The organism is Flavobacterium sp., from assembly GCF_044357305.1.
Classification (GTDB): Bacteria; Bacteroidota; Bacteroidia; order Flavobacteriales; family Flavobacteriaceae; genus Flavobacterium.
Genome location: NZ_JBIKPS010000002.1, coordinates 210466 through 224462, shown reverse-complemented (window position 1 = coordinate 224462; position 13997 = coordinate 210466). Strand labels below are relative to the sequence as shown.

General features: G+C 32.9%; 15 protein-coding genes and 1 pseudogene. 4 read left to right on the top strand and 12 right to left on the bottom strand.

What is annotated here, in order from left to right:
• Nucleotides 1-64 precede the first annotated feature (64 nt).
• Nucleotides 65-685 carry a recombination mediator RecR gene (gene recR, locus ACIQ2J_RS02990; protein ID WP_396166515.1) on the bottom strand — a complete coding sequence of 207 codons (621 nt, stop codon included), beginning with the start codon at nt 683-685 and terminating at the stop codon, nt 65-67.
• Nucleotides 686-831: 146 nt separating this feature from the next.
• Between recR and ACIQ2J_RS02985 the strand changes: the two genes are divergently transcribed.
• Nucleotides 832-2370, top strand: coding sequence for a sodium:solute symporter (locus ACIQ2J_RS02985; protein WP_396166513.1), 1539 nt, complete (start codon nt 832-834; stop codon nt 2368-2370).
• 223 nt (nt 2371-2593) lie between these two features.
• Here the strand turns inward: ACIQ2J_RS02985 and ACIQ2J_RS02980 are convergent, their stop codons facing one another.
• Complete coding sequence (locus ACIQ2J_RS02980; RefSeq protein ID WP_396166510.1) at nt 2594-2959, bottom strand: CoA-binding protein; 366 nt, start codon at nt 2957-2959, stop codon at nt 2594-2596.
• Between the two features lie 32 nt (nt 2960-2991).
• Between ACIQ2J_RS02980 and ACIQ2J_RS02975 the strand changes: the two genes are divergently transcribed.
• Nucleotides 2992-3126 (top strand): hypothetical protein, encoded by a 135-nt coding sequence (locus ACIQ2J_RS02975; protein WP_396166506.1) that lies wholly within the window; start codon nt 2992-2994, stop codon nt 3124-3126.
• Nucleotides 3127-3188: 62 nt separating this feature from the next.
• Here ACIQ2J_RS02975 and ctlX read toward each other — a convergent pair whose 3' ends face one another.
• The 8 genes and pseudogenes from ctlX to ACIQ2J_RS02935 form a co-directional block, all read right to left on the bottom strand.
• Entirely contained in the window at nt 3189-4127 is a 939-nt protein-coding gene (ctlX, locus tag ACIQ2J_RS02970; protein WP_396166503.1) for a citrulline utilization hydrolase CtlX, read from the bottom strand.
• Between the two features lie 16 nt (nt 4128-4143).
• On the bottom strand, nt 4144-4467 hold the full coding sequence (locus tag ACIQ2J_RS02965) for a hypothetical protein (protein ID WP_396166500.1): 324 nt from the start codon (nt 4465-4467) through the stop codon (nt 4144-4146).
• The gene (locus ACIQ2J_RS02960; protein ID WP_396166497.1) at nt 4455-4652 is read right to left on the bottom strand and encodes a hypothetical protein; all 198 of its coding nucleotides are present in this window, start codon (nt 4650-4652) and stop codon (nt 4455-4457) included. The genes ACIQ2J_RS02965 and ACIQ2J_RS02960 overlap by 13 nt, the downstream gene beginning before the upstream one ends.
• Nucleotides 4653-4706: 54 nt before the next feature.
• Nucleotides 4707-5621 (bottom strand): dimethylarginine dimethylaminohydrolase family protein, encoded by a 915-nt coding sequence (locus tag ACIQ2J_RS02955; RefSeq protein ID WP_396166495.1) that lies wholly within the window; start codon nt 5619-5621, stop codon nt 4707-4709.
• Between the two features lie 149 nt (nt 5622-5770).
• Nucleotides 5771-6070, bottom strand: coding sequence for a type II toxin-antitoxin system RelE/ParE family toxin (locus ACIQ2J_RS02950; protein ID WP_396166492.1), 300 nt, complete (start codon nt 6068-6070; stop codon nt 5771-5773).
• Entirely contained in the window at nt 6071-6304 is a 234-nt protein-coding gene (locus ACIQ2J_RS02945) for a hypothetical protein (protein ID WP_396166490.1), read from the bottom strand. It abuts the gene before it with no gap.
• A gap of 62 nt (nt 6305-6366) precedes the next feature.
• Entirely contained in the window at nt 6367-7650 is a 1284-nt protein-coding gene (locus ACIQ2J_RS02940) for a citrate synthase (RefSeq protein WP_396166488.1), read from the bottom strand.
• 283 nt (nt 7651-7933) lie between these two features.
• Nucleotides 7934-8056 (bottom strand): annotated as a pseudogene (locus ACIQ2J_RS02935) (hypothetical protein); the annotation flags it as partial.
• A 534-nt stretch (nt 8057-8590) separates the two neighbouring features.
• Between ACIQ2J_RS02935 and ACIQ2J_RS02930 the strand changes: the two are divergent.
• Together ACIQ2J_RS02930 and ACIQ2J_RS02925 are read left to right on the top strand one after the other, a co-directional pair.
• Nucleotides 8591-8818, top strand: a complete 228-nt coding sequence (locus tag ACIQ2J_RS02930; protein WP_396166486.1) for a DUF433 domain-containing protein — start codon at nt 8591-8593, stop codon at nt 8816-8818.
• Between the two features lie 47 nt (nt 8819-8865).
• On the top strand, nt 8866-9180 hold the full coding sequence (locus ACIQ2J_RS02925) for a DUF5615 family PIN-like protein (RefSeq protein ID WP_396166664.1): 315 nt from the start codon (nt 8866-8868) through the stop codon (nt 9178-9180).
• Between the two features lie 102 nt (nt 9181-9282).
• Here ACIQ2J_RS02925 and eno read toward each other — a convergent pair whose 3' ends face one another.
• Together eno and secDF are read right to left on the bottom strand one after the other, a co-directional pair.
• Nucleotides 9283-10575, bottom strand: coding sequence for a phosphopyruvate hydratase (gene eno / locus ACIQ2J_RS02920; RefSeq protein WP_396166485.1), 1293 nt, complete (start codon nt 10573-10575; stop codon nt 9283-9285).
• Between the two features lie 290 nt (nt 10576-10865).
• A complete protein-coding gene (secDF, locus tag ACIQ2J_RS02915; RefSeq protein ID WP_396166482.1) occupies nt 10866-13847 on the bottom strand; it encodes a protein translocase subunit SecDF in 2982 nt (993 codons plus the stop codon).
• Between the last annotated feature and the right edge of the window lie 150 nt (nt 13848-13997).

Below are 13997 nucleotides of genomic sequence, written 5' to 3'. Positions count from 1 at the left end.
CTAATTTAGCAAACAAAGATAGTTTTTCAAATTTAAATACAAAAAAGTTGCAATAGAATATTGTTTAAATATTTTTTAGGGAATTTTCAAACGGAACCCTTTGCACAATACTTCTCCCTAAAGTCACTTCATCGGCATATTCCAATTCGTCGCCAACGGCTATTCCGCGTGCAATGGTAGAGGTTTTAATTTCGAAGTTTTTGAGTTGTTTGTAAAGGTAAAAATTGGTAGTATCGCCTTCCATAGTAGAGCTTAAAGCGAATATAATTTCTTCCACTTTGCCCGTTTGTACTTTATCTACCAAAGTAGTAATATTTAACTGACTTGGGCCAACGCCATCTATTGGAGATATTTTTCCACCAAGAACGTGGTAAACACCTTTAAATTGGTTGGTATTTTCAATTGCCATTACATCGCGAATGTCCTCAACAACACAAATTATGGCGTGGTTACGAGAAGCATTGGAACAAATTTCGCATACTTCCACATCGGAAATATTGTGGCAATTTTTACAAAACTTCACTTCTTCCCGCATAGTTGTTAATGCTTGCGACAAATATTGCGTTTGCTCTACAGGTTGTTTTAATAAATGCAAAACCAATCGAAGGGCGGTTCGCTTACCAATTCCGGGTAACTGCGCCATTTCGTTGACTGCTTTTTCTAATAGTTTTGAAGAAAATTCCATGGGGCAAAAGTAAAAAATAAAGTTGGAAGATGGAAGATGGAAGATTACCTAAATTGAAAACAAAAATGCTATTAGCAACATTCTTCTCACTCCCAACTTCGAACTTCCATCTTTTTTACTATTTTAGCACAACCAAAAAACTACTTATGTCTCCACTAGCGATATTAGCCCTTATTGTAATTTATTTCGGATTATTAATTTTTATATCCTCTATGGTAAGTAGGAAAAGTTCGGATAACGATACTTTTTTCAAGGCAAATAAAAATTCCAAATGGTATTTAGTTGCTTTTGGAATGATTGGAACTGCGATTTCGGGTATTACTTTTATTTCGGTTCCTGGAGAAGTTGGAAATCCCGATTTGCAATTTAAATATTTTCAGTTTGTATTGGGCTGTGCCATTGGTTTTATTATTGTTGCCAAGGTTTTACTGCCACTTTATTACCGAATGAATTTAACCTCTATTTATGGTTATATTGAACAACGTTTGGGCGTGACAAGTTATAAAACTGCTGCTAGTATTTTCTTGATTGGACGAACTATTGGTTCGGCATTTCGATTGTATTTGGTGGTTTTTGTATTGCAAAGATACGTTTTCGATGCCTTTCACGTTCCGTTTGCGATGACGGTTTTGGTTTCCCTTGGGTTGATTTTTGCTTACACCTACCGAGGTGGTTTGAAAACGATTATCATTACGGATACCTTGCAAACTTTTTTCTTAATATCTTCTGTGTTTTTAACGATATTCTTTATTTGCAGAAGTTTGAATTTTGATGTGGTTGAGGCTTTTGAGCAAGTAAAAAACAGTAACTATTCGAAGGTATTTTTCTTTGAAGATTATTTAAAAGGGACTTATTTTTGGAAGCAAATTTTGGGTGGAATATTTGTAACTATTGCTACCGTTGGATTGGATCAAGATTTAATGCAGAAGAATTTAAGTTGCAAAAATATTGGCGAAGCACAAAAAAACATGTTCACTTTTACAGGAATTTTTGTTTTGATTAACATCTTCTTTTTAAGTGTGGGTGCCTTACTTTATATTTATGCCGAAAAGAATGGCATCGCGGTTCCGCAAGTGAATGGGGTTGCTAGAACGGATTTACTTTTTCCAGAAATTGCAATTCACCATTTAAGTAGTATTCCGACGATAGTTTTTTTATTGGGATTGACCGCAGCTACTTTTGCTACAACGGACAGTGCTTTAACGGCATTAACGACTTCGTTTTGTGTGGATTTTCTTGGGATGGACAAAATAAAGGAAATTCCAAATAGTGAAAATCCAAATTCCAAGGAGGCAATGGAAAGAAAGGAACAAAAATTAGTTAGAACAAGACATTTTGTTCATGTTGGATTTTCGATTTTGATGTTTTTGGTGATTATTGTTTTCAACGCTATTAATGATGATTCGGTGGTAAAAATGGTTTTTAAAATTGCAACCTATACCTATGGTCCACTCTTGGGATTGTATGGTTTTGGATTGTTTATGAAATCGAAAACGGTGCACGATAAATTGGTGCCCATTGTTTGCTTGGTTTCTCCTGCAATTTGTTTTTTGATTACTCAAAATTCGGAATTGCTTTTAGGGAAATACGTAATTGACAATGAACTTATTATTGTAAACGGATTAATAACCTTTTTAGGATTGTTATTGATTAGTAAACCTGCTACTTCAGAAACAAGGTTTTAAAACAATTGCTACTTATTTTTTTTAAACCATTAAGAGATTTAAGTTCATTAAGATTGGGTTGTTTTGAACTTTTATTTTCACTCTTTATGTTTGGTTTTTAGCCCCGATTGCAGTGAAAATCCTGGCATTGTGAGATTGCTTCGCAAGCTCGCAATGACAGATTGTAACGGAAAGCGGGAATTGCCTTAATCGAAAAAGCCCAAACCATTCGCTTCTTATAAAATTAATATTGATTGGTAGTTAATAAAACCAAGGTGCAGGCTTCTTCAACCTTAATATTATTGGATTTTAACAGTTGGTAAAACTCCGGATTTTCGGTTCCGGGATTGAAAATAACCCGTTTTGGTTTTGTTTCGATGATGTAATTGTAGTATTCGCGCTGACGCAAAGGGTTTAAATACAAACTAACGGTATCGATATTTTTTAGGGGTATGTTTTTAGTTCGTATGGAAATTCCGGCAACTTCCCCTTGGTTTTGGCCTATTGCAAGCACCGAATGCCCTTTTTCAACCAACATAGTTATTGCTTTAAAAGCATACCTTTCTGGTTTGGTGGAGGCGCCAAGTACGAGTGTTTTCTTATTTTTCATGGTGCAAAAGTACGGAAAAAATTGATACAAAGTTGGGAGAGGGAAGTTGGGAGATGGGAGTTGGAAGTTGGAAGTTGGGAGATGGGAGATGGGAGATGGGAGAGGGAAGTTGGAAGTTGGAAGTTGGAAGATGGGAGATGGGAGATGGGAGATTTTGGTGCAAATAGAAAATTCCAAATTTCAACTTATAAAAATTGGAATTTGGAATTTTTCTATTGGGATTTTATTTCTAATTCTTTGGCAAGAAAATCTCTGCCATCATGCAACGGGCACTTCCACCTCCGCAGGCTTCGATGGTGTCTAAACTAGAATGCAAAATGGTAATATGCTCTTCTAGTTGTGCTATTTGTTTTTTAGTTAATGAGTTGTAGGCTGAGGAACTCATGACTAAATAGCGACGATCGTCTGACCCCAAAACTTCCAGCATGTTTCCAGCAAAGTTGTTCATTTGGGCTTCGGTAATCAAAATGATTTCTTTTTCGTCGGATTTCAAACTGTCCAGAACCATTTTGCGCTCTTTTTTGTCGTCAATACAATCGGCGCAAATCACGGCAAAAGTATCTCCAATGCACATCATTACGTTGGTATGGTAAATTAATTTTCGTTCGCCATCAACGGTTTGGTAGGCTTCAAAAATTATGGGATTTAAATCAAAATCTTCGCAGAATTCGATAAACAATTCTTCGTCAGCACGAGGAGAAAGGGCGCAATAGGCTTTTCCGTTTTCGCGGTCTAACACTATACTTCCAGTTCCTTCAAGGTAAAAACCATCTTCTTCTGCGGCTGTATAGTCCATGATTCCTTCGTTAATCTCGAAACCGTTATCTTCCAAGATGTCTAGGATGTCTTCTCTTCGTTCAGCACGTCGGTTTTCGGCAAACATTGGGTACAAAACCACATCGCCATTCTCATGGAAAGAAATCCAATTGTTAGGAAAAATACTATCGGGAGTATCTGGACTTGCGGTATCTTCTACCACGTTTACGTCAACGCCTACCATTCGAAGTTTTTTTACAAAAGCATCAAACTCTTCTTGTGCTTTGGTGTTTACATTTTCTGGTGTTAATCCGTCCAGAACCTTTTGGTAGTAGTTGTTTACGGCTGTTTGTTCGTTCATTCGAAACGCCACTGGGCGAATCATTAAAATAGAATTGGTGGTTTGGTTCATTTTTGTTTGGTTTGTTTTATAACCACTTTGCCTCTTCGCAATGGTTGTTTATAATATGGGTTATTAAATAATTCGATTTTTTATATTCAAAAAAAACATACCAAGTTGTTCGGGAATTACTTTTGTAGAAAATATAATTAGTTCCAATATTTTGAAGTTCTATTGGCGTTTTCTTAGATGGAAAATTTGCAATATTTTCTTCAATAAAATCAATTATTTTATCTTTATATTCTTCAGCATTTTCAATGTAAGAGAAATAATCTTTGTTGAAAAGAACTAAAACTAAATCAAATAAATAGTTTTCTACTTTTGGAAGATAAACTATTTTTATTTTTTCCACGGCAACGATTTTAAGCGTTCGGATAATCTTCTTTTTAGTTCTTCTCCCGAAATTCCTTTTTTAAATTCTTCCTCAAAATCAAAAGTAGCCTTTCGTTTAATGTTTTCTAATTCCAATAAAACTTCCTTGTCTTCCAATTTTGAAATCCAATCCATAAGTTCTGTTTTTGAAGTTACTGCTTCCATTTTAATTCGATTTGAATATCAAATATAGTGAATATTTCTATAAAAAAATAAAGTTTAATCTCTTATTAAAGGAAGAGTTGAGCAACGTAACAAACCCTCTTGTTTTGCTATTTCGGCATAAGGAATCTCTTCTACAGTAAAGCCTTGTTCGCGAAGCCATGTGTTTAATCTTGTGAAGTTTTTTTCGGAAACCACAACATTTGGTGCGATGGAAAACACATTGGAATTCATATTGTACATTTCCTCACGGGTGATGTGAAATAGATTTTCTTTTCCGAAAAGCTTTACCAAATAGCGGTAATCTGCTTCTTCACGGAAACCACTTTTGTAAATAATTCCTTTATTATCGCCAACGGGTTGAAAGCAACAATCGAGATGCAAGGCATTATCACGTGCTTCCATTTTAGATTTCACTAGGTCAAATTCTTTTACAATTTTGTTAGGAAACAATTCTTTGATATAATTTACCCCAGCCATATTGGTTCGGGCAGTGATATAGTCTTTATAATCCGATCCTTTATAGGTTCCTATAAAAATATAGTCATTCCAAAGCATCACATCGCCACCTTCAATATGTACTTCTTCTGGAGGACGAACAATTTTAGCGGGATTTATTTGATCTAAAACATATTGAATTGCATCTAATTCTCGTTCTCTATCGGGCAAGATATTGGCTTTGATGAACGTATCATCAATTACAAATCCGATATCGCGAGTGAAAATTTGATTATAGTTTTCAATCCTTTCTGGACGAAATACTTTTACATCGTATTTTTGGAAAACCTTATTGAAGGCTTCCATCTCATTAACCATGTCAGCTTCTACAGGATAGGTTCCTGCGAGAATGTGTTCTAAGGATTTTGGATCGTAGGCTTCTTCAGCAGTTGGAGTTGGACCGTTATCTACAGCAGATCCTAAGACCACTGCTCTTAATCTTGAAGTCTCGTTTTTTACATTTAATTGTAACATATATTTTGCTTTTGGCACTTGGCAAATATAAAAAAGCTCCGCTGAATAGCGAAGCTTTTGTTATAAGTATTTAAAGTTTTTTAATTACAAACATTTAGTTGATTCTCTTCAAAATTTCATATCCGTTTTATTACAAATATAAATACCTTTTATTTATTCATTTTCCTTAACTTTTCAGGATTTTGTCGGCTATCAAAAACTCCAAAAATTACGATTTCATTAGTAACAACTCTGTATACAATTTTAAAATGTCTAACAAAAATTCTTCTATAATTTGAATTAATTTCATCAACTTGAAATTCTTCTAAAAAAACTATTTTATCAGTTTCTAAAATTATTTCAGAAATAATTTTTAATGCTATTTTATCGGAAACTTGCAAATAAAATTCATAAATTTCATCTAAATCCTTTTCTGCTTCAAAAGTCCAGATTACATTTAAATTAAACATTTACAAAATTTTATATTTTCTTTTTAATTCTTTTTGAGATATTACATTTCGATTCAATAAATCTTCTTCCGACTTAGCTAATTTTTTGTTGAATAAATTAATACTTTCAACTGAATAATTATTTTCTTTAAAAATTTCTCCTCTTAATAATTGTTCAATTTTATCTAAAACAGAAATATCTTTAGAAAGTAAAAGTAATTCCACTAATTCCACTTTTTTTTCTGTAAATGTCATCTTTTTTATTTATTTAAATCAAATTTACAAAAAAAGTGTTTCAAATGAAACACTTTTTTTATTTATCTTTTGTCCATTGCAACAAAATCTCTCAATGGATATCCAACATAAACTTGTCTCGGTCTTCCTATTGGCTCTTTGTTGATACGCATTTCTTTCCATTGTGCAATCCAACCTGGTAAACGGCCGATAGCAAACATTACGGTAAACATTTCCGTTGGAATTCCTAAAGCACGGTAAATAATACCCGAATAGAAATCTACATTTGGATATAATTTTCTGGAAACAAAATAATCGTCAACTAAAGCGGCTTCTTCTAATTTTTTAGCAATTTGAAGAATTGGATCATCAACACCTAAAGTTCTTAAAACTTCATCGGCTGCTTTTTTAATGATTTTTGCTCTTGGGTCGAAATTTTTATAAACTCTATGTCCGAATCCCATTAAACGGAACGGATCGTCTTTGTCTTTTGCTTTCGCCATGTATTTATCGGCATCACCCCCATCTTTTTGGATGGCTTCTAGCATTTCAAGTACTGCTTGGTTTGCTCCACCATGAAGTGGTCCCCAAAGTGCAGAAACTCCTGCAGAAATTGAAGCGAATAATCCAGCATGAGAGGAACCAACAATTCGTACTGTAGAAGTTGAACAGTTTTGTTCGTGATCGGCATGAAGGATGAATAATTTATCTAAAGCGTCAATTATAACTTGATTTTTTGCGTAAGGTCCTGTAGGTAATTCAAACATTAAGCGCATGAAGTTCTCTACATATCCTTTCGTATTATCGTAATAATTTAATGGGAAACCCATCATTTTTCTATAGGTCCAAGTTGCAATAACAAGAAATTTACCCATTGTTTTACAAACGGCCTCATACATTTCTTTCTCGTTATCTACGTTTACTACTTTTGGATTAAACGCAGTTAATGCAGAAGTTAACGAAGCCAAAACTCCCATTGGGTGGGCTGTTTTTGGAAAACCATCAATGATGTTTTTCATTTCTTCATTAACAAGCGTGTATTTACGGATGTCGTTTTCAAACTGTGCTAATTGTTCTTTAGTTGGCAATTCTCCAAAAATCACTAAGTAGGAAACTTCTAAGAAATCGGCTTTGTCTGCTAGATCTTCAATAGCATAACCTCTGTAACGAAGAATTCCTTCTTCCCCATCTAGGAAGGTTATTTTGCTTTCGCAAGAACCAGAGTTTTTGTATCCTGGATCTAGAGTGATAGCACCTGTTAAATCGCGTAGTTTGTTGATGTCGATAGCAGGTTCATTTTCAGTTCCGATAATTATTGGGAACTCGTATTTTTTGCCTTCGTACTCTAAAATTGCTGTTTTTGACATGATATATTTGGAAATTAAGTCTGATAAATTTTAATTTAACAAAAATATGGAATTCTAAATGAATTATAAAAGAAAATTTCTAACGATTTCGTTAATGTTTATATAAAAAGTGCAAGATTAGTATATACTGGCTTTTGTTGTAACTAAGTTGGTGAATTGATTCTACTAATATCAGATCTTTTTAATTAATGTTGCAAAAATAAATTAGATAAAAATAATAAGCCTCAAAAGTTTAAAACTCTTGAGGCTTATTAAATTGTAAAATTTTTAAATCTTAATACTTTTATTTCTGTTTAAAAGCGTTCAATCCAGGGAAGTAAGCGGTATCGCCTAATTCTTCTTCAATACGCAACAATTGGTTGTATTTAGCCATACGATCCGAACGGGAAGCCAAACCTGTTTTAACGTCTAAATCGGCACTAGATTCTTTTTCAAAAAGTTGTTGTACTTTAGCAAAATAGGATAATGCTTTAGGATAATTCCCCGAAATAATATTGTAATTTCCAAGATTAAGATAGGCATTACCTTGAGCAATTGGAAAGTTAATTTTAGTAGATAATTCTAATGCTTTGGTGGCATAATCCAACATTTGTTTGGGGTTGGATGTTTTGTACTCATCGGCAATTGCGTTCCAAGTTTTGGCTCTATCAATATCATTTTTAGTTTGGCGGGCTACCAAAAGTAAACTATCTATGGTTTTACTCTGCGAATGAGCAAAAGAAAAATTTAGTATTACGAAAAACAAAAAAAGTTTTAGTTTCATCTATTTGAAAATTGATATTCAAATGTACTACTTCCTTTTTGTAAAAAATAAGTAAATTAGAATTTGATGGATTACGATTAGAATTTGAATGAAGAAAATGGTAAATCCAAAATATTTTATTTAATGAATATTAAATCTTATTAATAAAAAATGTAATTTTGAATAAAATAAGAAACAATGAACCTTCTAGATAGAATTACAATTAACCCCGAAATAGTTCACGGCAAACCATCTATAAGAGGTATGCGCTGGACTGTAGAAATGATTATTGACTTACTTGGTTCAGGAATGTCTAATGAAGAAATTCTAGAAGACCATCCAGAACTAGAAAAAGAAGATATTATGGCGTGTCTGAAATTTGCTAAAATGTATTTATCAGGACAATCTATTCAAAGTGTTGCTTAATGAAATTTCTCTGTGATGTTCATATTTCTTTTTAACTAGTAAAAACGATTCAAGTTTTGGGTTTTGAATGTATTCATGTAAATGATATTTTAGATAAGTGGCATACCAAAGATGCAGAAATTGCAAAATACGTTGACGAGAATAATTATATATTAATTACCAAAGATGCCGATTTTAGAGATAGTTTTTTTATTAAAAATTCTCCTGAAAAATTAATCAAAATTAATTTAGGAAATATTTCAAACAGAGAATTAATCACTATTTTTGAAAATAATTTGTCTAAAATAGACACTATTTCAAACAATAACTCCAATTTTATAATTGAAGTTAATTCAACTGAATTAACTTTTATAAAAAAATAACCTAATCAGATATTAAAAAAGCCTCAAAAGTTTAAAACTCTTGAGGCTTATCAATTTGAAAATTTTTAAATCTTAATACTTAATACTAAAATCTTAATACTTTTATTTCTGTTTAAAAGCATTCAATCCAGGAAAGTAAGCAGTATCGCCTAATTCTTCTTCAATACGCAACAATTGGTTGTATTTAGCCATACGATCCGAACGGGAAGCCGAACCAGTTTTTATTTGACCACAGTTTAACGCTACTGCTAAATCGGCAATAGTATTATCTTCTGTTTCTCCTGAACGATGTGACATTACAGAGGTATATCCAGCATTTTTAGCCATATTCACTGCTGCAATAGTTTCCGTCAAAGTACCAATTTGGTTCACTTTAACCAAAATTGAATTAGCAATTCCTTTTTCAATTCCGGTTGATAAACGCTCTACATTGGTTACGAATAAATCGTCTCCTACTAATTGTGTTTTATCTCCAATTAATTCGGTTAAATATTTCCAACCATCCCAGTCGTTTTCTTGCATACCATCTTCAATAGAAATAATTGGATATTTAGTAGCCAGTTCCGCCATGTATTCCGCTTGTTCTCTTGAAGTTCTAACTTTTCCGTTTGGACCTTCAAATTTTGTGTAATCGTATTTACCATCTACATAAAATTCAGAAGCAGCACAATCTAAAGCAATCATTATTTCGTCACCAAATTTATAACCTGCATTTTCAACAGCTAGTTTGATTGTTTCAATAGCGTCTTCCGTTCCACCAGCAAGGTTTGGTGCAAAACCACCTTCATCACCAACTGCAGTTGAAAGACCTCTATCGTGTAACACTTTTTTCAAGTTATGGAAAATCTCCGTTCCCATTTGCATGGCATGGGTGAATGAAGTTGCTTTTACTGGCATAATCATAAACTCTTGAAAAGCAATAGGCGCATCCGAATGGGAACCACCATTAATGATATTCATCATTGGAACAGGCAAGGTATTAGCAGAAACACCACCAACGTAACGGTATAAAGGCAATCCTAATTCGTTAGCAGCAGCTTTGGCAGCAGCCAAAGAAACGCCAAGAATAGCATTTGCACCCAAATTACCTTTGTTAGCAGTTCCATCTAGATCAATCATTAATTGATCGATATGATTTTGTTCAAAAACAGAAACTCCTAATAATTCGGGAGCGATTTTTGTATTTACATTTTCAACTGCTTTTAGAACTCCTTTTCCCATGTAGGCTTTTCCACCATCACGAAGTTCCACCGCTTCATGTTCTCCTGTAGAGGCTCCACTTGGAACCGCTGCACGACCAAGAACGCCGTTTTCTGTTACTACATCTACTTCAATTGTAGGATTACCTCTTGAATCCAAAATTTGTCTTGCGTGTACTTTAATAATAATACTCATTATATGTGCTAATTTATTTGTTATCTACTAATTATTTACCTTGAAAGGGAACACAAATTTAAGCATATTGAAAAACATATCGTTTATTTTTATAAAAACTTATAAACTCAAACGATTTAGTTGTTGTTTTTATAAAAATAACTATTTCTTTATAAAATCAACCAATCCTAAAGAGAAAATTCAGTTTGCATTCATTTATTTGGAAGCAACTAAACTATTGGAATAAAAAAAAGACTGTCTAAATTGACAGTCTTTTATGAATTTTTTGTTATTAAAAAATAAACTATTTATTATTCTTTAAAATGTCTCTCTTCAATATCATCAATATCACCTTTAGTCATGGTATCAACCAATACTGGAGTTGCTATGAATAAAGAAGAATAAGTTCCTACAATAATACCTACTAACATAGCAAAGATAAATCCTCGGATAGATTCTCCACCAAATAAGAACATCGTTAATAACACTAAAATCATCATTAAAGAAGTATTTAATGTTCTAGATAAAGTACTATTAATAGAAGCGTTTACTACATCTTTAAAGTGACCTTGTTTGTTTCCACCAAGATATTCACGGATTCTATCAAATACAATAACGGTATCGTTCATAGAATATCCAATTACGGTTAAGATAGCAGCAATAAAATGTTGGTCCATTTCCATATGGAAAGGCATCACTTTGTATAACAACGAGTAAAGTCCTAATACGAAAATAACATCATGAAGTACAGCAGCGATAGCTCCTAATGAATATTGCCATTTACGGAACGAAATCACTAAGTACAACCCTACAACAAGCATAGCACCAAGTACCGCCCAGTAAGAGTTTGTTTTAATATCTTCAGAAATTGCCGCTCCAACTTTAGACGCTTGCAATACTCCTAATTGTTTGCCATCATAAGAATTAATGAATTTATCATAAGTCATATTAGTATAATGTTTACCTAATACTTTAAATAATTTTTCATTTACTTCTTTATCTACTCCAGCACTTTCTTCTTTAATTTTATATTTGGTAGTCAATTTCAATTGATCTGAATCTCCAAATACTTTAGCTTCAACAGCAGTACCAAATTCTTTAGATAATTCTTCCGATATTAGTGTAGGTTCTACAGTTTTTTCAAATTTAACTTGGAAAGTTCTTCCTCCAACAAAATCAACACCTTCATCTAATCCATTTACAAAGAAAATAGAAACTAAACTTCCAATTACAACTATAGAAGAAAACAAATACGTCCATTTTTTCATTCCAACGAAATCAAAATGGAATCCTGTAAACCAATTTTTAGTTAATGGCGTTGAGAATGTTAATTCTTTATTGTTCGCTACATCTCTGTCGATGAAAATTCTAGCAATAAAAATAGAAGTGAATAATGAAGTAAAAATACCTATTAATAAGGTCGTAGCAAAACCTTGAATAGGTCCTGTTCCAAATATAAATAAGATAGCTCCTGTCAAAACGTGTGTTACGTTCGCATCAATAATAGATCGCATTGCACCTTTCCAACCATAAGAAGTTTTTACAGCATCGGTGAGGGTTTTACCATCACGTAATTCCTCCTTGGCTCTTTCATAGATAATAATGTTCGCATCTACCGCAGTACCTAAGGTTAATACGATACCTGCAATTCCAGGTAAAGTTAATACAGCACCTAAACTTGCTAAAATTCCAAATAAGAAAAGTAAGTTAACTAATAAAGCAATATTAGCATACCAACCTGCTCTACCATAATAGAATACCATCCATAAGAATACTAGTAAGAATCCAACAATAGAAGAAATAAATCCAGCATGAATTGCTTTTTCTCCTAAGGATGGCCCTACTACTTCCGATTGTATAATTTCTGCTCTAGCAGGTAATTTACCAGCACGTAATACGTTAGCTAAATCTTTAGTTTCTGCAATATCAAAGTTTCCAGAAATTTCTGATCTTCCTCCAGCAATTGGTCCAGAAGAAACCCCTGGTGCAGAATAAACAACATTATCCAAAGCAATAGCAATGTATCCTTTAGTAGTAAAAGCATTTCCTGTTAATTCTTCCCATTTTTTAGAACCTTGCCCGTTCATTTGCATAGAAACAGCAGGTTTTCCTAATTGGTCAAAAGTATCTCTTGCATCAGTAATTACTCCTCCACTTAAAGGAGCTGCATTATCTTTATTTCCTTTTAAAGCATAAAGCTCAAAAGTTTCTGTTTCTTTTTTAGTTTTTTCGTCTTTAGTTGTAGTTGGTTTTCCCCATACTAATTTCACAAAACGTTTGTCTGCAGGAATTAAAGCACGAACATCTGCTCTTTTAAAATAAGAATTGATAGTGGCAGTATCTTTTACAGAAACGATTCCTAAAACAGGACCACCACCTTGAGATACAAATTTATCCAATAATGGATTGCTTCCTTTTTTATCTGCAACAGAATCCTTCGATTTATCCGTTAACATTGCAGTTAACGAATCTTTAGCTGCAGTTTTAACTTCTTTAGCTGCAACTGGAGTTTCCGATTTTTTCAATAAATCGTTAGTAGCCATTAAGAAGCTACCCATCTCGTCTATTTTGTAAGTTTCCCAGAACTCTAATTGTGCTGTTCTTTGTAATAAAAGTTTAATTCTATCTACATCTTTAGCACCTGGCAATTCCACAAGAATTCTTCCTGTTTGACCTAATTTAGCAATGTTTGGTTGGGTAACTCCAAATTTATCAATACGTTTTCTCAATACTTCAAAAGCACTTTCTACTGATTCGTCAACTTTTTTGTTGATTACTTTTTTAGTTTGTGCATCGGTCATATTAAAATTAATCTGATCGGATAAATTTCTATTAGCAAAAATACTAGGATCTGCAAGTTTTACAGTTCCATTAGAATTTTCTTCAAATGCTTCGTAAAATGCATCCAAATAAGATTGATTTCCTTTTTGGTTATTTTTCGCATCCTCTAAAGATTTATTGAAGATTGGATTTTTGGAGTCGTTTGCAAGACCTTTTAAAACATCTTTAACCGAAATTTGAAGTATCACGTTGATACCTCCTTCAAGGTCAAGACCTTTATTGATTTGTTTCCCACTCACTTCGGCATAAGTATAGTCTACTAAACCAAACAAACTGAAAACATTTTTGTTTTTCAAATCGTTTAAATAGTTAACTTCCTTTTGCTGATTTCCTTTGGCGAATGCTTTAGCATCGTTTTGAATTCCATTTGAAACAAATGTGAATGTTAATTGGTAAATACTCACCAATGCAAATAGAATTGCGAAAAATTTAATAAGTCCTTTATTCTGCATTATTACTAAAAATTAATTAATTTTTGTTTGTTGGGTTTATAAAAACAAGTAAATATAGATTAATCTATTGATTTTCAAATGAAATCAAAAAAAAATACCGCTTACACGTTTTTACAAACGTGCAAATATATAATTTAGATAAAGATTAAC

What these genes read in the sequence shown, in the direction of transcription:
- ACIQ2J_RS02930 (WP_396166486.1), top strand. Translation starts at nt 8,591, where the DNA reads ATGAACCTTCTAGATAGAATTACAATTAACCCCGAAATAGTTCACGGC.
- ACIQ2J_RS02960 (WP_396166497.1), bottom strand. Translation starts at nt 4,652, where the DNA reads ATGGAAGCAGTAACTTCAAAAACAGAACTTATGGATTGGATTTCAAAA.
- eno (WP_396166485.1), bottom strand. Translation starts at nt 10,575, where the DNA reads ATGAGTATTATTATTAAAGTACACGCAAGACAAATTTTGGATTCAAGA.
- ACIQ2J_RS02945 (WP_396166490.1), bottom strand. Translation starts at nt 6,304, where the DNA reads ATGACATTTACAGAAAAAAAAGTGGAATTAGTGGAATTACTTTTACTT.
- ACIQ2J_RS02940 (WP_396166488.1), bottom strand. Translation starts at nt 7,650, where the DNA reads ATGTCAAAAACAGCAATTTTAGAGTACGAAGGCAAAAAATACGAGTTC.
- ACIQ2J_RS02950 (WP_396166492.1), bottom strand. Translation starts at nt 6,070, where the DNA reads ATGTTTAATTTAAATGTAATCTGGACTTTTGAAGCAGAAAAGGATTTA.
- ctlX (WP_396166503.1), bottom strand. Translation starts at nt 4,127, where the DNA reads ATGAACCAAACCACCAATTCTATTTTAATGATTCGCCCAGTGGCGTTT.
- secDF (WP_396166482.1), bottom strand. Translation starts at nt 13,847, where the DNA reads ATGCAGAATAAAGGACTTATTAAATTTTTCGCAATTCTATTTGCATTG.
- ACIQ2J_RS02955 (WP_396166495.1), bottom strand. Translation starts at nt 5,621, where the DNA reads ATGTTACAATTAAATGTAAAAAACGAGACTTCAAGATTAAGAGCAGTG.
- ACIQ2J_RS02980 (WP_396166510.1), bottom strand. Translation starts at nt 2,959, where the DNA reads ATGAAAAATAAGAAAACACTCGTACTTGGCGCCTCCACCAAACCAGAA.
- ACIQ2J_RS02985 (WP_396166513.1), top strand. Translation starts at nt 832, where the DNA reads ATGTCTCCACTAGCGATATTAGCCCTTATTGTAATTTATTTCGGATTA.
- recR (WP_396166515.1), bottom strand. Translation starts at nt 685, where the DNA reads ATGGAATTTTCTTCAAAACTATTAGAAAAAGCAGTCAACGAAATGGCG.